The sequence below is a fragment of the Aeromicrobium sp. WCS2018Hpa-31 genome, from assembly GCF_031843905.1.
GTDB lineage: Bacteria > Actinomycetota > Actinomycetes > Propionibacteriales > Nocardioidaceae > Aeromicrobium.
On sequence record NZ_JAVTJF010000012.1, the window covers coordinates 79,812 to 99,452 of the forward strand.

Here is a 19,641-nt window from a genome sequence, read left to right on the forward strand (position 1 = left end):
GCTTAGTGAGAGTTCGTGGCGTCGCGCCGGAATCGCTCGGGCTCAGTGCCCGCGACGCAGACGGATGCTGTCGCGGCCGTTGGTCGCGAGGTACCGGGTGACGTTGAGCAGTGCGTGCCGGTCGGGCGCGGGCTCCTTGCCGTCGGCCATCCGCCACATCTGCACGGTGTAGTAGGTGAGCTCGGTGAGGTTGTCGAGCATGCGGATCCCGCTGCGCCGGGGGCGGACCGTGCTCGCGTCGGCGCGGCCGTCGAGCAGCCGGCCGGGGACGTCGGGCTCCACGGTGAGCGGGCGGCCGAGCCCCACGAGGTCGATGCCGCCGTCGCCGAGGGCGTCGGCCATGCCCTCGACGGTGCGGAACCCGCCGGTGACCATGAGAGGGAGGTCGGGGAGCTCGGCGCGGACCTGCTCGGCGAACGCGAGGAAGTAGGCCTCACGCCGTCGGGTGGAGTCCTTGAGGCTGGGGTCGACGCCGAGCATCGCGGCCGAGGCGTACGTGCCGCCGGAGACCTCGAGCAGGTCGATGCCCTCCGCGGCGAGCGCGTGGACGACGGCGAGCGACTCGGCCTCGTCGAAGCCGCCCTTCTGGAAGTCGGCGGAGTTGAGCTTGACCGAGACCGGGACGTCGGGACCGACGGCGGCGCGGACGGCGCGGACGACCTCCAGCAGGAAGCGACGACGCTTCTCGGGCGTACCGCCCCACGCGTCGGTGCGGCGGTTCGACAGCGGTGAGAGGAACTGGCTGACGAGGTAGCCGTGCGCGCCGTGGATCTGCACGCCGTCGAACCCGGCCTGCGTGACGACGCGGGCAGCGGTGGCGAACCGGGCGACGACGTCCTCGATCTCGGCGTTCGTCAGCGCGCGCGGCTCCGCGAAGACGCCCGCCGTGCCGGGCACCGCGACGTCCGACGGTGCGACCGGGTGCGCGGACAGCGAGCGCGGGACCTGGCGGCCGGGGTGGTTGAGCTGCACCCACGCCGCGCTGCCGCCGGACTTCATGACCTGCGCCCACGCGGCGAGGTCGGCGGCGTCGCGGTCGTCCTCGACGACGACGTTGCCGGGCTCGCCGATCGCGCGACGGTCGACCATGACGTTGCCGGTGATCGTGAGCCCCGTGCCGCTGTGGGCCCAGCGGGCGTAGAGGCGACGCAGCCGGCTGCCCGGCGAGTGGTCGCGGCGGGCGAGCCCCTCGCTCAGGGCGGCCTTGACCAGCCGGTTGGGCAGGGTCGAGCCGTTGGGCAGCGTGAGCGGCGCGGTGAGCACCGACCGGTCGACGGTCGCGGGGGCAGGGTTCGTGGACATGGGTCCTCCGACGCAGTGGTCTGTCAGGGATGCGGGTCAGCGGGAGCGCAGGACGGTGTCATCGCGCGCGGAGCACGGGTCATCGCGCGCGGAGCACGGTGTCATCGCGCGCGGAGCACGACGGGCGCCTTGTCGTCCGGGACGTTCGTGATGTTGCGCAGGCGCGGCCCGGTGGGCTTCTCGGTGTGCACCTCGAAGCGCTGCAGCACCTCGCGCAGCACCACCGTGCCCTCCATGAGCGAGAACGCGGCGCCGATGCAGCGCCGCACGCCACCGCCGAAGGGGATCCAGGTGCCGGCCGTGACCTCGCCGTCGAGGAACCGGTCGGGACGGAACGCGTGGGCGTCGGCGAACGAGGACTCGCGGCTGTGCGACAGCATGATCGACGGGGTGACCGTGGTGCCCCTCGGGAGACGTCGGCCCGCGACGACCTGGTCGCTCTGGAGGGACCGCGCCACGAAGTCGATGATCGGGTGCAGGCGCATCGCCTCCTTCAGGCACGCCTCCAGGAAGGTCTCGTCGCCCTCGTCGGCGGCCCGCGTGGCCCGGGCCAGCAGCACCGGGTCCTGGCCCAGCTCGTGCAGCGTCCACGACAGCGCCGACGCCGTCGTCTCGTGGCCGGCCAGCAGCAGCGTGACGAGCTGGTCGCGCAGCTCGGCGTCGGCCAAGGCCTCGGCGTCACCCTCCCCGGCCAGCAGGAGCCGCGAGAGGACGTCGTCGCGGCCCTCCAGCCCGTCGCGTACGTGCTCGGCGCGACGCTCCCGGATCTCGGCGTACAGCAGGTCGTCGACCTCGCGCAGGTTGGTGAAGAAGCCGCGCCACGGCGGGATCCTGCGCAGCCGCGGGAAGATCCACGACAGCAGGATGCCGGCATCGATGTCGACGATCCTCGTGACCTTGGGACGCAGCACCGAGAGCCGCTCCTCGTCGGTCACGCCGAAGACCACCTGGAGGATGACCTCGAGGGTGATCGCGTTCATCGCGTCGAGCGTGACCAGCCGCTGCCCGTCGTGCCAGCCCTGGACGGCCTCCTTGGCCAGACCCTCCACGAGCGGTCGGTAGCTGCGCATCGCCGGGCCCGTGAACGCCGGCATCAGCAGCTTGCGGCCGCGCTGGTGCTCGGCGTCGTCGGTGAGCAGGAGCGAGTGCTCGCCCATCACCGGCTTGAGGATCGCGTTGCCCTCGCCGGCGTGGAACTGCGCCGGGTCGGCGGCGAAGATCTCCTTCACGTCGGCGGGGTCGGAGTGGATCACGAGGGTGCGCGGTCCGGGCAGGATCTGCACCGAGAACGTGTCGCCGTACGTGGCGTGGGCGTCGCGGATCAGCGGCCCCCGCTTGCGCATGAACCGCATGGTCATGAGCAGCGGGTTCCCGCGCGGCCCCGGAGGGACGTCGTAGCTCTGCTGGTCCGCCGCCCCGGCCGGTCGTGGGGACCCGGCACCCCCGCCGGTCACGTCAGGCCGCCTTCTCCCACGCGAAGTCCTGGGCCTCGACCTTGCGGGTCACCCACCAGTAGCGGAAGGTGAAGCCCGGCCAGATGGTGCGGTTCTTGCCCTGGCTGTCGAGGTACCAGCTGGTGCAGCCACCCTGGCTCCACACGCCCTTGCTGACCTTCTCCTGCAGGGCGTCGTTGAACTGGCGCTGCGCCTGCGGCGTGGGCTCCACGGCCTGGGCGCCGCGCTCGTCCATCTCGTCGAGCATCGACAGGATCCACTTCGTCTGCTGCTCGATCATGAACACGACCGAGTTGTGGCCGAGGGCCGTGTTGGGGCCGAGCAGGAAGAAGAAGTTCGGGAAGTCGGTGACCGAGATGCCCAGGTAGGTCTCGATCCCCTTCTCCTTGAACGTCTTCGACAGGTCGCGGCCACCCTTGCCGGTGACGTGCACCCACTCGAACGCGTCGGTCACGTGGAAGCCGGTGCCGTAGATGATGACGTCGGCCTCGCGGAACGTGCCGTCCTTCGCGCGGATGCCGTCGGCGGTGATCTCCTCGATGCCGTCGGTGACGAGCTCGACGTTCTCGCGGTTGTAGACCGGGATGTAGTTGTCGGTCTTCAGCACGCGCTTGCAGCCGAGGCGGTAGTCGGGGATGAGCTTCTCGGCCACCGCGGGGTCGTCGACCGTCTTGCGGATGTAGCCCGAGACCTTCTTCTCCATGACGCTGGTGATGTTCTGCAGCGGTCCGGTGAAGCCCAGCTGCTGCGCCTCGTTGAGCCAGTACATGGCGTTGCGGTAGGCGCGCGTGCCGCCGGGCAGCTTCTTGATGAAGGCCTTCTTGCGGCCCTCGATGTCGTGGTTGTGCTTCGGGACGACCCAGGGGGCGCTGCGCTGGTAGACGTCGAGCTGGGCGACGTCGCCGACGATCTGCGGGATGAACTGGATGGCGCTGGCGCCGGTGCCGATGACGGCGACCTTCTTGCCGGTCAGGTCGACGTCGTGCTGCCACTGCGCGGAGTGGAAGCGCGCACCTGCGAAGCTCTCGGCGCCCGGCAGGTCGGGGATGTTCGGGATGTGCAGGCCGCCGATGCCGGACACGACCACCCGGGCGTCGTAGGTCTCCTTGGAGGTGCTGACGGTCCAGCGCAGGCGCTCCTCGTCCCACTCGGCGCCGGTGACCTCCGTGCCGAAGTGGATGACGTCGTAGAGGTCGTGCTTCGTCGCGACGCCGCGCATGTACTGCCAGATCTCCTGCTGCCCGGAGTACTCGCGGCTCCAGCCGGGGTTGAGCTCGTAGGAGAAGGAGTACATGTGCGACTGGATGTCGCACTCGGCGCCGGGGTAGGTGTTGTCGCGCCAGGTGCCGCCGACGTCGTCGGCCTTCTCGATGACGACGAAGTCGTCGCGTCCGGCCTCGCGCAGCTTCATGGCCATGCCCATGCCGCTGAAACCGGTGCCGATGACCAGGATGTCCGTGGAGATCATGTTTCGGATACTATCGGTATCTGAGACCCGTGGCCAGGTGTTGCGGGACACGTCGAGGGAGGCAGCGATGACCGTCGAGAGCGAGCGCACCGTCACGCGGGCGCAACGTCAGGCGCAGACCCGCGAACGCCTCGTCGAGGTCGCCCGCGAGCTGTTCCTCGCCGACGGCTACAACGCCACGTCCCTCGACAAGGTGGCGGTCGCGGCCGGCTTCTCCAAGGGTGCGGTGTACTCCAACTTCTCCGGCAAGGAGGAGCTCTGCATGGCGGTGCTCGACACGATCCACGAGGAGCAGATCTCCGGGGTCGTCGCCGCCTTCACCGTCGACGCCGACCTCGACGGCCGCATCGACGCCTTCGCCTCGTGGGCCCGCGAGAAGCTGGGTCACCCGCGCTGGACCGCGCTCGAGGTGGAGTTCGCGGCCGTCGCGCGGCAGAGCCCCTGGGTCGCCACCGAGCTGGTCAAGCGGCACCGCATGCTCGTGGCCGCCAGCGCCGACCTCATCGAGCGGGTCATGGCCGACGCCGGACTCGCTCTCGGCATGGAGGCCCGCAAGGCCGCCACCGCCCTGCTCAGCCTCGGCATCGGTCTGGGCGCCATGCGCTCGCTCGACGGCGAGCTCGACGTCGACGTCTTCGCCGAGACCATGCGCGCCCTGCTCCGCGGCTCCACGTCGGCCTGACGCGCGACCAGGCTCAGTCCCTCCGTTTCGGACAGTTGCGGGGCGGTCGAACGCCCTCCAGTGCCCCGAACGTGTCCGAGACGTGTGGCCTGCGGCTGCGCTGCTGCGGGTGCGTCTGGGCGTGGTCTCCGGAAGGGCCTCGACGGAGCGGGCGCGTCGGGCTCGGCCGAGCTTCCCGGCCCCCGCCCGGCGTTTTGACGCGTTGGGGTCGATTTCGACGGCGCGGATCGACCTCAACGCGTCAAGACGGCCGTTTCGGACACTTGCGGGGCGGTTCGGGGTCGATGAGTGCCCCGGAACTGTCCGAAACGGGAGACGCGGCCCGGGAGCCCACCCACGTCGCTGGGCCTGCTCCGGTCGAGGCCCTTTCGGAGACCGGCACGACGACGACCTCAGCCGACGCAGCCGCAGGACGGGACCGACCTCAGCCGACGCAGCCGCAGGTAAAGACGGACCCGAGCCGACGCAGCCGCAGGACGGGACGGCCCTCAGCCGGCGCAGCCACGGGGCCGCGCAGGAGGAAGGTCAGTAGCCGCCGTTGTCCTTGAAGCGCTCGAAGCTGCGGTTGACCTCGGCCTCGGCCTCGACGCGGCCGGTCCAGGTGGAGCCCTCGACGGACTTGCCGGGCTCGAGGTCCTTGTAGACCGTGAAGAAGTGCTCGATCTCGAGGCGGTCGAACTCGGGCACGTGGTGGATGTCGCGCAGGTGCTCCTGGCGCGGGTCCGTGGCGGGCACGCACAGGACCTTGTCGTCGCCGCCGGCCTCGTCGGTCATGCGGAACATGCCGATGGCGCGGCACGTGATGACGCACCCGGGGAACGTGGGCGACGGCAGCAGCACCAGGGCGTCGAGAGGGTCGCCGTCGAGGCCGAGGGTGTCGTCGATGAAGCCGTAGTCGGCGGGGTACTGCGTGGCGGTGAACAGCGTGCGGTCGAGCCGGATGCGGTGGCTCTTGTGGTCGACCTCGTACTTGTTGCGCTCACCCTTGGGGATTTCCACGGTGACATCGAAGATCACGGGTCGGGCCTCTCGTCGCTGCTGGTTGCCTGAGCGCACCGGGCGACCGCCGTCGGGCGGGACCGCAGGGATGGGCGCTTCGTGCATAGTCTGGCCCATGTGACGCGACGAGATCGAGGCAGGGTCGCTCTGCCATGGGCGCTGGGCGGGCTGTTCCTCGCCGTCGTGCTCGTCGCCGGAGTCGGCCTCGGCTGGACGTCGGGTCGGCTCAACCCCGTCGTGTGCGGCGGCCCGTGCGGGCCCGAGGCGGTCGCCCCGCCGGAGGCGCTCACCCTCGACGCCGCCCCGCAGCGCGTCCAGCCCGATCCGGTCATGACCGGCGCCCTCGACCCCGACGCCGTGCGCGCCGCGGTCCAGCCGCTCCTCGAGGACCCTGCCCGCCGCGCCGAGCTGGGCGACCGGCTCGGCGTCGCCGTGGTGGGGCTCGACGGCACGTCGGTGTTCGCCCGCGACGCCGACGAGGCGTTCGTGCCGGCCTCCACGACGAAGCTGCTCACGGCGTACGCCGCGCTCTCCCTGCTCGACCCCGGATCGCGCTTCAGCACGTCGACCGTGCTCGACGGCAACGAGGTCGTGCTCGTCGGCGGCGGCGACCCGTACCTGGCGTCGAGCCGACCCGAGCGGCCCACGCGCGTGGACCGGGCCGACCTGCGCACGTTGGCCGAGCGCACCGCCTCGGCACTCGACGACGCCGGCGTCGGTGAGGTGTCGCTCGGCTACGACGCCGGCCTGTTCACGGGTCCGTCGGCGAGTCCGGGCTGGGAGGACTCCTACGTGCCCGGGCAGGTCGTCACGCCGGTGAGTGCCCTGTGGGCCGACCGGGGGGTGCGCGACGGGATCCGGTCCGGCGACCCGGCCCGCGCCGCGGCCGACCGGTTCGCCGGCTACCTGCAGGACGAGGGCATCGACGTCGACGGCGAGCCGGACCGGGCCGACGCGCCGCCGGACCCGCAGCGGGTGCTCGCCGCCGTGCAGAGCGCCACCGTCGCCCAGATCGTCGACGCCACGCTGGTCCGCAGCGACAACGAGGCCGCCGAGGTCCTCCTGCGCCACGTGGGGCTGGCGGCGGGCGGCCCGGGCAGCTTCGAGGGCGGCACCGACGCGGTGGCGGCCACGCTCACCGAGGCGAGTGTGCCCGTCCAGGGCCTGCGGCTCGACGACGGCAGCGGTCTGGCGCGGTCGAACCGCATCGCCCCCGAGACCTTGGCCGGGGTGCTGCGCGTGGCGGCGTCGCGCGCCTCCACGTCGGAGCTGCTCGCCGACCTGCCGGTCGGCGGACTCACCGGCACCCTCGAGGACCGCTTCGACGAGGACTCCGCGGGCCGGGGTCTGGTGCGCGCGAAGACCGGCACGCTCACCGGTGTGCACTCGCTGGCCGGGTACGCCACCGACGCCAGGGGGGTGCCGATCGTCTTCGCCGTCATGGTCGACGACACCGAGGGCGTGAACCCGTTCGTCACGCAGGCTGCGATCGACGACGTGGCGGCGGCGCTGGCGGCCTGCACCTGCGGTCCCGACGCGACCCAGCCCTGACGCCGCGGCACCGGAAGAACAGTCCTGTAGTTCGCGCGAAGCCGTGACACGTGTGACGGATGAGACGCACGATGGTCGTCCGCCGGGTGGGGAAGCCCGACGGGCGAGGGAGATCATCATGCGCAGGCTCGGGCTCGCGTGCGCCGCCGCACTCATGTGCGCGGCCACGCTCACCGCCGTCGGTGGCACGTCGTCGGCAGCCTCGTCGACGCCCGTGCCCCTCCCGTCGAAGCCGAAGGGACTGAAGGCGCCCGTCGCGCTGCCCAAGGCCGTCGACCCGCCGTCGGCGTACGCGCCGCAGGTCGCGTGCCAGCCCGGCACGCCGGCCGGTGTCGCGAAGACACGCGACCTCGTCATGCGGACCTACGGCGTCGGCGGGAGGGGCAACACGGCGCGAGGCTGCTCCGAGGGGGTGTCCGAGCACGCCGACGGGCGGGCCTGGGACTGGATGGTGGACGTGAAGGACGCCGAGGAGAAGAAGGCCGCCGCCGACTTCCTCGCCTGGCTGACGAGGGACGGCGGCACCAACGCCCGGCGTCTCGGCATCATGTACGTCATCTACAACGAGAAGATCTGGGCCGTCTACCGGTCCAAGGAGGGCTGGCGCCCGAGCTCGGGCCACCGCGACCACGTCCACGTGTCGTTCAGCTGGAACGGCGCCCGAGGAACCACCAGCTTCTGGACCGGGAAGGTCCACCCCGTCGACCACGGGCCGTGCTCCCGCTTCGCCGGGCAGCCGGCCGTCATGAACTCGAAGGCGCGCACCACCCGCTGCTACGCGGCCGTCCCCCTGGTCAAGAGGACGTCGTGGGCCACGATCGCGCTCGGGTCCCGCGCGGGCACCGTGAAGACCGCCCAGAAGGCGCTCGGCGTCAAGCAGACCGGGACCTTCGACGCCGCCACCCGCGAGGCCGTGAAGGCGTACCAGAAGAAGCACGACCTGCCCTGGACCGGGACCATCGACCAGCCGACGTGGGCCTCGCTCGTTCCGGCGAAGGTCACCTCGGACGTGGCCAAGGGACTCTCGGCCGCCGAGGCCGCGGCCTACGGTGCGGAGCGCTACACGTCCTCGATGCCCGAACGGACCACCGGGAAGGCCGTGCTGGTGCTGCAGGTCGCGCTCGGCATGAAGCGCGCGGACCGCAACGGGTACTACGGACCCCTCACGGTCGCGGCGGTCCGGGCCCGGCAGAAGGCGATGGGCCGCTCCCAGACCGGCACCTGGACGAAGGGCGACTGGGCGGCCCTCGCCTCGTGACGTGGCCGACAGCCCCGTCGTTGGAGTGGTGCGGCGAGGCGGTGCGCGGGATCATCGAGGCATGAGCGAAGACCAGGGACGTCAGCCAGACGAGCGCGCCGGCGAGCGCGATCGCACCCACGGCAAGGACGAGCGCCGGTACGTCCCGTCCGACGTCGACCCCCAGCGGTGGGTCAAGCGGCTCGTCTGGGCCCTCGTGCTCGTCGCGGTCGTGTACGCCGGGGCCCTCGTCGCGTCGGCGTTCTTCCCGCGGTGGTGGGCCCAGCGCATCGGCGACCAGGTGAACGGCGACCTCACGAGCGGCATCCTGTGGGGCCTGTTCTACGGGTTCGTCTTCACGATCGTCCCCCTGATGATCGTCGTGCAGCTGCGTCGTCGGTTCTTCAACTGGACGTGGCGGGGCATCCTGCTGGTCGTGGCGATCGTCCTGGCCGTACCGAACTGGCTGACGCTCGCGGTCGTGCTGGGCACGGGCAACGCGGCGCACGCGGGCGAGCGCATCATGGACGTCGAGGCTCCTGGGTTCCGGATCGCGACGGCGATCGGTGCCGTGGGTGCTGCCGGACTGGTGGTGGTGCTGCTCGTGACGGGCGTCGTCGCGACCCACCGACGCAAGCAGGTGCGCACGCTGAAGGGCCGGCTCGACGAGCGCGACAGCGGCCCGGTCGACGGTTCCCGCGACGGCACAGGCACCGGTACCGGGCGACGCACCGACCAGCCCTGACGCCGAGTTGCGAGCCGCGGCCACGGTGCCAATGTGGGAACCGCGGCACCCGCCGCACAGTCGACCCCAGGAGGAACACATGAGCGAGCTCAACCCAGAAGGTCCCGCTGACGGTGGCGCCGAGGGCACCCCGGGCGTGCAGGACGGTGGCGCCGACGGTGGCGCCGAGGGTCCCGCCGACGGTGGCGCCGAGGGCACCCCGGGCGTCCAGGACGGTGGCGCTGACGGTGGCGCCGAGGGTCCCGCCGACGGTGGCGCCGAGGGCACCCCGGGCGTGCAGGACGGTGGCGCCGACGGTTCGGCCCAGTAGGTCGTGACCACCACCGAGCAGGGAGGGGTGGCCGGTCTGCGGACCGGTCACCCTGCCCTGCGTCGCCTCGTCGTCGACCCCGTCGCCTTCGCCGCCGACACGTGGGGCCGGGCGCCGCTGCTCACCCGTGCGGCCGACCTGCCTGCGCGGTTCGACGACCTGTTCGGCGAGTCCGCCGTCGACGAGCTCGTGTCGACGCACGGGCTGCGGACACCGTTCCTGCGCGTGGCCAAGGACGGCACGACGCTGGGCACCCGCGCGTTCACGTCGGGCGGTGGCGTGGGGGCCGGCATCGCCGACCAGGTCGACGACACCCGCCTCACGTCGCTGTTCGCCGACGGCGCCACCCTCGTGCTGCAGGCGCTGCACCGCACGTGGCCCGCCGTCGTCTCGTTCTCCCAGGCCCTGGTGGCCGACCTCGGGCACCCGGTCCAGGTCAACGCCTACGTCACGCCGCCGCAGTCCCGCGGGTTCGACGACCACTACGACGTGCACGACGTCTTCGTGCTGCAGATCTCCGGAGCCAAGCACTGGCGGATCCACGCCCCGGTGCACGAGGCGCCGCTGCGCGACCAGCCCTGGACCGACCGCCGCGACGCGGTGCGGGTCGAGGCGGAGCGCGAGCCGCTCATCGACGCCGTGCTCGAGCCCGGCGACGTGCTCTACCTGCCGCGCGGAACGCTGCACGCCGCCACCGCGCTGGGCGACGTGAGCACGCACCTGACCTTCGGCGTCCACACCTGGCATCGCCACCACGTGGCCGAGGAGCTGGTCACGGCCGCGCTCGCGGTGGTCGGTGACGACCCCGACGTGCGCACGTCGCTGCCCCTGGGTGTCGACGTCGCCGAGGCAGGCGACCTCGAGGCGCACGCCGAGCTGGTGCGCGACCGGCTGCTGTCGGCACTGCGCTCCGTGCCCGTCGAGACCCTGGCGGCCGCTCTCGGGGCGCGCGACGACGCGTCCGGGCGCGCTGAGCCGGTGGGCCCGCTCGCCCAGCTGCGTACGGCGCAGAGCCTCGACGACACCACGCCGCTGAGGCTGCGCGAGCAGCTGGGCGCACGCCTCGACGGCACCACGCTCACCGGCCGCGCCGGAGCGGTCGACGTGTCCGCCGTCGACCCCGGGGCGGTCGCCGCCCTGCTCGACGGCCAGGCCGTCCCGGCCGGGTCGCTGGGTCTCGACGCAGCCCGCCGGCTGGTGTCGGCCGGCGTCGTCGTGCCCGCGTGACCTGCTGCGCTGCGAGAGGATCGGCTCGTGGCCGACCTCGATGACCTGTGCGCGGCGCGGGCCCGTGAGCGGTCCGACCCGCTCACCGGCACGGCCCTGCACGTCCGTCGGTTCCTGCTCGTGGAGCACCAGGGACCGTGGCCCTTCCACGCGCTCGAGTCCGAGGGTCTCGACCCGGACGTCGTCGCCCGGCTGGTGGCCGCCACGCGAGAGGTGGGCGCGCGCACGATCCTGATCCGTCGTCCGGGTCGACGGTCCGAGGCGTCGGGCCGTCGGGCGTGGGCCGTGGCGGACGTGGAGAACGGCCGCATCCGCTGGGGCGCGTGGACCGATGCTGCGGACCTCCTCGAGGCGTGCGCGGTGCTGCGTGAGGACTCGGGCGGACCCGGCTGGGGCGACGAGGGCGCGGTGCTGGTGTGCGCGCACGGCCGGCACGACACGTGCTGCGCGGTGCGCGGTCGCCCGGTGGCCGCGGCGCTGGCCGAGCGGCTCGGCGACGTCGTGTGGGAGTGCAGCCACGTCGGTGGCGACCGGTTCGCGGCCAACGTCGTGGTGGTGCCCGACGGCACCTTCTACGGCGGACTCGACGCCGACACCGCGGTCGGCGTCGTCGAGGAGCACCTGGCCGGGCAGGTCACGACCGCGCTCCTGCGTGGCAGCAGCGCCCTGCCGCCGGCGGCCCAGGCTGCGGCCGTCGCGGTGCACGAGCGGTGGGGCCCGGCGGGCCCGCGCGACGTCCACTCGGCGCAGGTGGACGATCTGGGTGACGGACGCTGGAGGGTCCGACTCGTCTGCTCCGGTCCGTTGCCGTCGGCCGTGGTCGCCGACGTCCGCGCGGTGCACCGCGACCCTGCCGTGCTCACCTGCCAGGCGCCCCGAGCGACCTCGGCCCGTGCGTTCGTCGTCGACGCGCTGAGCCCTGCGGCGTCGGAATGAGTCGGGTCAGCGCGGCACGAGCGGCTCGTCGCGGGTGCGACGCAGCAACGTGGAGGCCTTGCGGTTGAGCAGGCGCATGGCGGTCGTGTAGCCGAACGGCGCGAAGCGCTGCGCCAGGTGCCCGACCTGGATGTCGCGCGACGTGAAGACGAGGTAGCGCCCCTTCTCGATGCCGCGGAGCATGGCGTCGGCCGCCTCCTCGGGGGACACGGCGTGCTTCTCGAACCGTCCGACGGCCTTGGCGACCCGGGGGTCGTCGCGGTCCACGCCGACGATGTCGACGGTGCCGACGAGCGGCGTCCGGACGGCGCCGGGACAGACCAGGGTCACGCCGATCCCGTGCTGCTCGAGGTCGAAGCGAAGGACCTCGCTCACCCCCCGCAGGCCGAACTTGGCGGCGCTGTAGGGCGCGTGCAGGGGCAGTCCGAACAGGCCCGCCGCGGACGAGACGTTGGCGACGTGCCCGCCGCGACCGGCCTCGATCATGCGGGGCACGAAGGAGCTGAGCACGTGGATGGGACCCATGAGGTCGATCTCGACGGTGCGTCGCCAGTGCTCGGGTCGCAGGTCCTCGATGCGTCCCCAGGTGGAGATGCCGGCGACGTTCAGCACCACGTCGACCGCGCCGACGTGACCGTGCACCTCGTCGGCGAGCGCGCTCACGGCGTCGAGGTCGCTGATGTCGAACGCCGCGTGGTGCAGCACCGACCCGCCGGCCGCGTGCACGAGTGCGACGGTCTCGTCGAGCCCGTCGGCGGCGACGTCGGTGAGCACCAGGCGCCCGCCCCGTGGGGCGAGGCGCAGCGCGGTGGCGCGACCGATGCCGCTGGCGGCACCGGTGATCACGACGGTCTTGCCCTCCAGGGAGGTGCGGGTGCGGGCCATGGTCGTTCCTCTCGACGAAAACCAGTGCGATCGTACCAGTTGGTGTCGAGTGGGGCGACGGTTCTGGTCGAACGATGGCGAGCCCTCGACCTGCGGCTGCGTCGGCTGCGGTCGACGTCGCGGCGGCCTCCGAAAGGGCCTCGACCGGAGCGGGACCAGCGCCCCGCCCGAGCCCCCGGGCTGCGGCATCCGTTTCGGACACTTCCGGGGCACGTTTCGGGGTCGAAGTGCCCCGAATGTGCCCGAATCGTCGCGGCCCCGGCGTTGTGACGCAGTGACGTCGGTTCGTGCGCCGGAAACCGACTCGAAGGAGTCAAAACGCGGGGCGGGGCCGGGGGGCTCGGGTGGGTCGGTCCCCCTGCTCCGTCGAGGCCCTTTCGGAGACCGTCGGGAATCCCCGCCGCGCCGACGCAACCGCAGGCCATGCGTCTCGGACAGTTCCGGGGCGCTCGCCCCGGTCCCAACGCCCCGGAAGTGTCCGAATCGGAGGGACGCGACCGGCCGCGCGTCGGTGCCGGAAAGCGTCCGCCTCGACCCCTAGCGTGATCCCCGAGGACGACGGAGAGGCAGGTGGTCGGGCGATGCGGACCAACCGGTTCGAGGGCTTCTGCTCCGCGTGCGCCCAGCACGTGCACGCCGGGGCCGGGCACCTCACCGGCACGCCCGGGGCCTGGCGCACGTGGTGCGTCGCCTGCTCGCCCAGGCCTCCGCAGCGCGGCGACCACGACGGGTGGCACCGGCTGCCCCTGGCCTCGCTCGACCTCGAGACCACCGGCACCGATCCCCTGCGCGACCGGGTCGTCAGCTACGCCCTGCTCGACGAGCCCGGGTTCGAGATCACCGGGCTCGTGCGGCCCGGCGTCCCCGTGCCCGAGGCGGCGGCGCAGGTGCACGGCATCACCGACGCGATGCTGGCCGACGCGCCCACGCCCGCCGAGGCGCTTCCGGTCGTGCTCGACTGGGTGCAGACGCTCGTCGAGCGACGGGTCGGTCTCGTGGTCTTCAACGCCTGCTACGACCTGTCCATGCTGCGCGCCGAGGCGGTGCGGCACGGGCTGGCCCAGCCGGACTGGGACCGGCTGCTCGTCGTCGATCCCTACGTCGTCGACTGGGGCGTCGAGCGAGGCGGTCTCGGACGTCGGCGGCTCGGCGACGTCGCCGCCTACTACGGGGTCACGCTCGACGGTGCGCACGACGCCACGTGCGACGCGGTCGCCGCGCGGCAGGTCGCGGTCGAGCTGGCCGCCCGGCACGCGCACGTGGGCGGCCTCGACCTCGACGCGCTCATGGCCAGCCAGCGATCGTGGTACGCCGAGCGTGCCGAGGACTGGAACGCCTACGCCCGCAAGGCCGGGCGCGACCTCGACGATCCCGCAGGCTGGCCGCTCGTCGGCTGACAGGCGCCTACGGCACGACGGTGCCGCGGACCCGGGCGAGGATCGCGGCGGCTGCGGCCGCCGGCTCCTCCTCGGGGATCCAGTGCGACGTGCCCTCGAGCACCGTGTAGCGGTAGTCGGCCGTCACGTGCTCGCCGCACGCGTCGGCACCGGACCGGCCGATCGCCAGGTCGTCGGTGCTCCACACGTAGGTGGTGGGCACCTCGACGTCGGGCAGGTCGCCCAGGTCGGACGTCATGGCGCGGTACCAGGCCAGCGCCGCGGTGAGCGCGCCCGGCTGCTGCAGCTGCGCGACGTAGGCGTCGACGAGCTGGTCCGGGACCGCCCCCTGGTACATCGCCCGCAGACGTCGGGCGTCGTCCTCCAGCAGGAGGGTCTCGGCCTTGCCCTCCTGGCGCAGGAGCCCGATGTAGGAGGCCTTGTCCTTCGCCTCCTCGTCGCCGCGCAGGGCGGCGTTGTAGGCGGCCAGGTGGGGGACCGAGAACGCGGTGAGGGTCCGCAGTCGGTGTCCGTGGTGGGCGGCGACGTACCAGGCCACCGCCGCACCCCAGTCGTGGCCGACGAGGTGGAAGGTCTCGAGGCCGAGTGCGTCGGCGAGGTCGACCACGTCCTGGGCGAGCGCCGCGGTCGTGTAGGTGTCGACCGCGTCGGGTCGAGCGTGAGGGGAGTAGCCCCGCTGGTCCGGCGCGACGACGCGCAGGCCGGCCTCGGCGAGCACCGGTGCCACCTCCGACCACGTCAGGGACGTCGCGGGGAAGCCGTGCAGCAGCACCACGGGCTCGCCGGAGTCGGGGCCGGTCGTGCGCACGTCGAACGTCAGGTCGCGGACGGGGACGGGCTCGGTCTCGTCGAACGTCATGCACCCATCCTCACGCACGGCGGGACCTCCGGTCAGGAGGGCGGGGCGCCGATGCGCTGGAGCGCCGCCGCGTCGAGCGCGGCGCCGGTGGCGACGTCGGGCGCGGTGCCACCGCGGTCGGCGTGCACCCACCAGCGGTCCGCGTCCGAGGCCGGCTCCTGGGGGTAGTGCGCGACGGCGTCGTCGAGCAGGTCCTCGAGGGCGGTCCTCAGGCGCATCGTCAGGTCGTGGACGCTCTCACCCTCGACGGGCAGCAGGGCCTCGCCCACGACCACGTCCACCACCACCCCACGGCGCAGGGTGCGTCGGCCGTCGACGGTGAGCAGGCGGTGCCCGCCCCACACGACGCACGGCACGAGCGGCACGGGGGCGCCCGTCACCCGTGCCCCGTGGAGGGCGAGCCCGGCCGCGCCCGGCTTGAGCGCCTTGACCCGGAACGAGCGGCTGATGGTGGCCTCCGGGAACACCCCCACCGCCTCGCCGTCGGCCACGAGACGCCGGGCGCGTCGGTAGGCGCTCGCCCCGGCCCAGCGCTCCACCGGGACGTGGCCCATGGCCCGCATGGCCCGGCCGACCAGCGGCAGCTCGAACACCGAGGCCTTGCTCATGAAGCGGACCAGGCGGCCACGCTCGCGCGCGGCCCAGCCGACGAGCACGAAGTCGAGGAAGCCGGTGTGGTTGCTCGCCAGCACCACGGGACCGGCTGCGGGGAGGTTCTCCAGGCCGCGTCCCCGGAGTCGGACGCCCCACAGGCGCAGCACGACGGCGCCCAGCCGGTTCACGACCCGGTAGGTGCGATCGGTGCGGTGGTGTCCGCCGGAGCCACGTGCCACGTCAGGGGTTCGGCGCGGACGGGGTCTCGGACGGGAAGCAGTCCGTGGCGCGCGCGACGTGACCGGTCCGCAGGCCCCCGGCCGCCAGCAGCAGGATCGCCGCGCCGTAGAGCGCCATGATCGGCACCGACACCGCGGCCGACCCGGGATCGACCCGACCGGCCTCGCCGAGGGCGATGATGCCGTCGGAGACCAGGAACAGCCCGCCACCGATCCCCGCCAGGCGGTCGACCGTCGAGGCGGTCACCGCCGTGGCCAGGAGCAGCGCGGCGTAGACGGGGATCACCGGGCGCAGGTCGGCGGCGAGTCCGCCCCAGGCCCACGCGACGACCACGACACCGGCCACGAGGTACAGCGCGACCAGCGCGACGGACGGCCGGTGCACCCGCAGGGCCCCGGCGCGCACGAAGAGCGTCACGAAGCACACGTGCGCCGCGGCGAACGAGGCCATCCCGGCGACGAACAGGTCGTCGAGCTCGAGGAGCAGGTCACCCCCGAGGCAGAGCAGCAGCGCCAGGGCGAGCAGGCGCGGCCCGCGGGACGTCAGCACCCAGGCGACGAGGACGGGTGCGAGCAGGCACTTGGTGACGCTGTCCCAGGGCGTCACGTCGGCGGCCAGCAGCACGAGGTGCACGACGAGCACCCCGAGGAAGGCCGCGACGAACGGGGTGGCCGCGCGCCACGGCGCGCGAGCGCTCTCGAGCAGGCTCATCGGCGCAGGCTACCCCGCGGGGGCGAGGTCGCGCGGGTCGTCGGTGACCCCGTTCTCGACGCGGCGGGAACGCTTGTCCTCGTACATCGAGACGTCGGCCCGCCGGAACGCGGCGTCGGCCGGTTCGTCGCCGGGGTACACCAGCGACCACCCCACGGAGACCTCCACGTCGTGCTGCGCGAAGGACGCGCGATAGCGCCGCAGCATCTCCCCGAGCGACCGTGGGGACACGTCCTCGACCAGCACGGCGAACTCGTCGCCGCCGTACCGGGCTGCGGTCTCCCCGTCGCGTCGTGCCGCGGTCAGGGCGGCGGCGACTCGTCGCAGGACGGCGTCTCCCTCGGTGTGGCCGAGCTCATCGTTGACCGCCTTGAGACCGTCGACGTCGGCGACGACCACGGCGGCGAGATCGCCGTACGCGCTCGTGCGCACGGCCGCGTCGGCCAGCAGGGCGTCCCAGCCGCGTCGGTTGACCAGGCCGGTGAGCGCATCGGTCTGGGCCAGGGCCTCCGCGGAGCGACGCGCGCGGTCGCCGCTCTCGAGCCGACGCGCCAGGGACACGTGCGCGCCGAGCAGGTCGGTGAGGAGCGACAGCAGGTCCAGGTCCACGTCGTCGGCGCGGTCGAGCGGTGAGGTGCCGAGCCCGCAGAGCATGCCGAACATCTCACCGTCGGCGGCGTGGATCGGCTGGCTGGCGTAGCTGCGGCTGTCGCCGATCCTCAGGTCGCGGTAGTCGGGGTGCGTGGTCACGTCCGGGACGACCGGGTCGGCGCCGAGGTCGACCACCCGGCGGCAGAAGCTGTCTGCCCAGTCGCGTCGGTCGCCGACGGCGATGAGTCCGTCTCCCTCGACGTGCAGGTGCACCTGCTCGCCGCCGACCACACGGTTGACGGACCAGTCGCTGATCGGCGTGTGGGTGCGCAGGTAGGTCACCACACGGTGGGAGACCTCGCTGAAGCTGTCGGTGCCGTCGGCGGGGCGGCTGAGCGTGGTCATCGCTCCATCCTGCCCGGTCGCTGGGCGTCCCGGGGGCGAACGGGAACGACACCGGTACCAGAACGGGAGCGGCGGTACTCACGCTGGTACGCTCGGCTCGACCAGACCATGGAGGGGAAGGCCGTCATGCCCGTCGAACGCCTCATGCCGACCGAGGAGTCGGCCGACCTCGTCGCGCTGACCCGCGAGCTCGTCGACGACAAGCTGCGACCGCGCGCGGCCGAGGCGGAAGCCACCGCCACGTTCCCGCGCGACGTGTTCGCCACCCTCGGTCGCGCCGGTCTGCTCGGGCTGCCGTACCCCGAGGAGCTCGGCGGAGGAGGGCAGCCCTACGAGGTCTACCTGCAGGTCGTCGAGGAGATCGCCTCCGCCTGGGCCAGCGTCGGCGTCGGCGTCAGCGTGCACGCCCTTTCGTGCTTCGGGCTGTTCGAGGCCGGCACGGACGAGCAGAAGCAGCGGTGGATGCCCGACATGCTCGGCGGTGAGCTGCTCGGTGCCTACTGCCTGTCGGAGGCCCACGCCGGCTCCGACCCCGCCGCCATGCGCACGAAGGCCGTGCGCGAGGGGGACGACTACGTCATCAGCGGCGCCAAGGCCTGGACCACCCACGGCGGGCGGGCCGACTTCTACAAGGTCATGGCCCGCACCTCCGACGACGGGGGGAGGGGCATCTCCTGCTTCCTCGTCCCGGCCGACGCCGAGGGCCTCACGGCCGACGTCCCCGAGCAGAAGATGGGCCTCATGGGCTCCACCACCGCCACCATGCTGTTCGACGGCGTGCGCGTGCCGGCCGAGCGACGCCTCGGGGCGGAGGGCCAGGGGCTGGCGATCGCGCTGGCGGGGCTCGACGCCGGACGCCTCGGGATCGCCGCCGTGGCCGTCGGGGTGGCCCAGGGCGCGCTCGACGCCGCCGTCGCGTACGCCAAGGAGCGCGAGACCTTCGGGAAGGCGATCATCGACCACCAGGGCCTCGGGTTCGTGCTGGCCGACATGGCCGCGGCCGTCGACTCGGCCCGTGCCACCTACCTGCACGCCGCCCGCCTCAAGGACGCCGGCCGTCCCTACGGTCGAGCGGCGTCGGTGGCCAAGCTCGTGGCCACCGACAACGCCATGAAGGTCACCACCGACGCCGTCCAGGTGCTCGGCGGTGCCGGCTACACGAAGGACTTCCCGGTCGAGCGCTACATGCGCGAGACCAAGGTCATGCAGATCTTCGAAGGAACCAACCAGATCCAGCGGCTCGTCATCAGCCGTCACCTGAAGTAGAGAGAGAAGGACACCCCCATGCAGCTCACCGGAACGTCTGCCGTCGTCACCGGCGGTGCCTCGGGCCTCGGCGCGGCCACCGCCGCCGAGCTGGCCGCCGCCGGCGCCGCCGTCGTCGCGATCGACCTGGCTCAGTCCATCGAGAAGGCGCCCGACGTGGACGGCGTCGTCTACGTCGAGGCCGACGTGACCGACGAGGGCCAGGTGCGCAACGCCGTGGCCGCCGCCGGTGAGCACGGTCCGCTGCGCGTGGCCGTCAACTGCGCCGGCATCGGCACCGCCGGGCGCGTGCTCGGCAAGGGCGGTCAGGGCATCCACGACCTCGCCGCGTTCGCGCGGACGATCAACGTCAACCTCGTCGGGTCGTTCACCGTGCTGGCCGTCGCCGCCGAGGCGATGGCCGCCACCGAGCCCCTCGAGCACGGCCAGCGCGGCGTGGTGGTGAACACCGCCTCGATCGCGGCCTTCGACGGCCAGATCGGGCAGGCCGCCTACTCCGCCAGCAAGGGCGGCGTCGTGGGCATGACCCTGCCGGTCGCGCGCGACCTCGCGCAGTACGGGATCCGCGTCAACACCATCGCTCCCGGCATCATCGACACCCCCATGCTCGCCTCGGTGGGCGACGACATCCGCGCGGCGCTGGCCAAGGGCGTCCCCTTCCCGCAGCGACTCGGTCGTCCCGAGGAGTACGCCCAGCTGGTGCGCATGATCGTGGAGCACGACTACCTGAACGGCGAGACCATCCGCATGGACGGCTCCCTGCGCATGGCGCCGCGATGAGT

The 19,641-nt window shown here is 72.8% G+C and carries 19 protein-coding genes; 10 read left to right on the forward strand and 9 right to left on the reverse strand.

Features of this window, described 5'->3' with window-relative positions:
- Positions 1 to 42: 42 nt before the first annotated feature.
- The 3 genes from RQG84_RS15790 to RQG84_RS15800 all read right to left on the reverse strand — a co-directional run bounded on the left by RQG84_RS15790 (position 43) and on the right by RQG84_RS15800 (position 4,224).
- Positions 43 to 1,302 carry an NADH:flavin oxidoreductase/NADH oxidase family protein gene (locus tag RQG84_RS15790; protein WP_311210789.1) on the reverse strand — a complete coding sequence of 420 codons (1,260 nt, stop codon included), beginning with the start codon at positions 1,300 to 1,302 and terminating at the stop codon, positions 43 to 45.
- Positions 1,303 to 1,403: 101 nt separating this feature from the next.
- Positions 1,404 to 2,756, reverse strand: coding sequence for a cytochrome P450 (locus tag RQG84_RS15795; RefSeq protein ID WP_311210790.1), 1,353 nt, complete (start codon positions 2,754 to 2,756; stop codon positions 1,404 to 1,406).
- Position 2,757: 1 nt separating this feature from the next.
- Entirely contained in the window at positions 2,758 to 4,224 is a 1,467-nt protein-coding gene (locus RQG84_RS15800) for an NAD(P)/FAD-dependent oxidoreductase (protein WP_311210791.1), read from the reverse strand.
- A gap of 67 nt (positions 4,225 to 4,291) precedes the next feature.
- Between RQG84_RS15800 and RQG84_RS15805 the strand changes: the two genes are divergently transcribed.
- On the forward strand, positions 4,292 to 4,906 hold the full coding sequence (locus RQG84_RS15805) for a TetR/AcrR family transcriptional regulator (protein WP_055961153.1): 615 nt from the start codon (positions 4,292 to 4,294) through the stop codon (positions 4,904 to 4,906).
- 525 nt (positions 4,907 to 5,431) lie between these two features.
- Here the strand turns inward: RQG84_RS15805 and RQG84_RS15810 are convergent.
- Complete coding sequence (locus RQG84_RS15810; protein WP_257729647.1) at positions 5,432 to 5,923, reverse strand: inorganic diphosphatase; 492 nt, start codon at positions 5,921 to 5,923, stop codon at positions 5,432 to 5,434.
- Positions 5,924 to 6,022: 99 nt separating this feature from the next.
- Here RQG84_RS15810 and dacB point away from each other — a divergent pair, with 99 nt between their 5' ends.
- From dacB to RQG84_RS15840, 6 genes are all read left to right on the forward strand, one after another.
- Positions 6,023 to 7,456: a D-alanyl-D-alanine carboxypeptidase/D-alanyl-D-alanine-endopeptidase gene (dacB, locus tag RQG84_RS15815; RefSeq protein ID WP_311210792.1), complete on the forward strand. Its 1,434-nt coding sequence runs from the start codon at positions 6,023 to 6,025 to the stop codon at positions 7,454 to 7,456.
- A gap of 118 nt (positions 7,457 to 7,574) precedes the next feature.
- Positions 7,575 to 8,714: a peptidoglycan-binding domain-containing protein gene (locus RQG84_RS15820; RefSeq protein WP_311210793.1), complete on the forward strand. Its 1,140-nt coding sequence runs from the start codon at positions 7,575 to 7,577 to the stop codon at positions 8,712 to 8,714.
- A 61-nt stretch (positions 8,715 to 8,775) separates the two neighbouring features.
- Positions 8,776 to 9,438: a hypothetical protein gene (locus RQG84_RS15825; protein ID WP_311210794.1), complete on the forward strand. Its 663-nt coding sequence runs from the start codon at positions 8,776 to 8,778 to the stop codon at positions 9,436 to 9,438.
- A gap of 79 nt (positions 9,439 to 9,517) precedes the next feature.
- A complete protein-coding gene (locus RQG84_RS15830) occupies positions 9,518 to 9,748 on the forward strand; it encodes a hypothetical protein (protein ID WP_311210795.1) in 231 nt (76 codons plus the stop codon).
- A 3-nt stretch (positions 9,749 to 9,751) separates the two neighbouring features.
- A complete protein-coding gene (locus RQG84_RS15835; RefSeq protein WP_311210796.1) occupies positions 9,752 to 10,975 on the forward strand; it encodes a JmjC domain-containing protein in 1,224 nt (407 codons plus the stop codon).
- 27 nt (positions 10,976 to 11,002) lie between these two features.
- Positions 11,003 to 11,911, forward strand: coding sequence for a sucrase ferredoxin (locus RQG84_RS15840; RefSeq protein WP_311210797.1), 909 nt, complete (start codon positions 11,003 to 11,005; stop codon positions 11,909 to 11,911).
- A gap of 6 nt (positions 11,912 to 11,917) precedes the next feature.
- On the opposite strand, the gene RQG84_RS15845 is transcribed toward RQG84_RS15840, so the two are convergent.
- The gene (locus RQG84_RS15845) at positions 11,918 to 12,796 is read right to left on the reverse strand and encodes an SDR family oxidoreductase (RefSeq protein ID WP_311210798.1); all 879 of its coding nucleotides are present in this window, start codon (positions 12,794 to 12,796) and stop codon (positions 11,918 to 11,920) included.
- Positions 12,797 to 13,377: 581 nt separating this feature from the next.
- Between RQG84_RS15845 and RQG84_RS15850 the strand changes: the two genes are divergently transcribed.
- Positions 13,378 to 14,193, forward strand: coding sequence for an exonuclease domain-containing protein (locus tag RQG84_RS15850; protein WP_311210799.1), 816 nt, complete (start codon positions 13,378 to 13,380; stop codon positions 14,191 to 14,193).
- Positions 14,194 to 14,200: 7 nt separating this feature from the next.
- Here RQG84_RS15850 and RQG84_RS15855 read toward each other — a convergent pair whose 3' ends face one another.
- Genes RQG84_RS15855 through RQG84_RS15870 form a run of 4 tightly spaced genes read right to left on the reverse strand, consistent with a single transcriptional unit; the run spans position 14,201 to position 17,593 of the window.
- A complete protein-coding gene (locus tag RQG84_RS15855; RefSeq protein WP_311210800.1) occupies positions 14,201 to 15,052 on the reverse strand; it encodes an alpha/beta hydrolase in 852 nt (283 codons plus the stop codon).
- A 32-nt stretch (positions 15,053 to 15,084) separates the two neighbouring features.
- Entirely contained in the window at positions 15,085 to 15,885 is an 801-nt protein-coding gene (locus RQG84_RS15860; protein ID WP_311210801.1) for a lysophospholipid acyltransferase family protein, read from the reverse strand.
- Between the two features lies 1 nt (position 15,886).
- The gene (locus RQG84_RS15865) at positions 15,887 to 16,597 is read right to left on the reverse strand and encodes a lysoplasmalogenase family protein (protein ID WP_311210802.1); all 711 of its coding nucleotides are present in this window, start codon (positions 16,595 to 16,597) and stop codon (positions 15,887 to 15,889) included.
- A gap of 9 nt (positions 16,598 to 16,606) precedes the next feature.
- Positions 16,607 to 17,593: a sensor domain-containing diguanylate cyclase gene (locus RQG84_RS15870; RefSeq protein ID WP_311210803.1), complete on the reverse strand. Its 987-nt coding sequence runs from the start codon at positions 17,591 to 17,593 to the stop codon at positions 16,607 to 16,609.
- 126 nt (positions 17,594 to 17,719) lie between these two features.
- Between RQG84_RS15870 and RQG84_RS15875 the strand changes: the two genes are divergently transcribed.
- Both RQG84_RS15875 and RQG84_RS15880 read left to right on the forward strand, forming a co-directional pair.
- Entirely contained in the window at positions 17,720 to 18,859 is a 1,140-nt protein-coding gene (locus tag RQG84_RS15875; protein WP_311210804.1) for an acyl-CoA dehydrogenase family protein, read from the forward strand.
- An 18-nt stretch (positions 18,860 to 18,877) separates the two neighbouring features.
- Positions 18,878 to 19,639, forward strand: a complete 762-nt coding sequence (locus tag RQG84_RS15880; RefSeq protein WP_311210805.1) for an SDR family NAD(P)-dependent oxidoreductase — start codon at positions 18,878 to 18,880, stop codon at positions 19,637 to 19,639.
- Positions 19,640 to 19,641 lie beyond the last annotated feature (2 nt).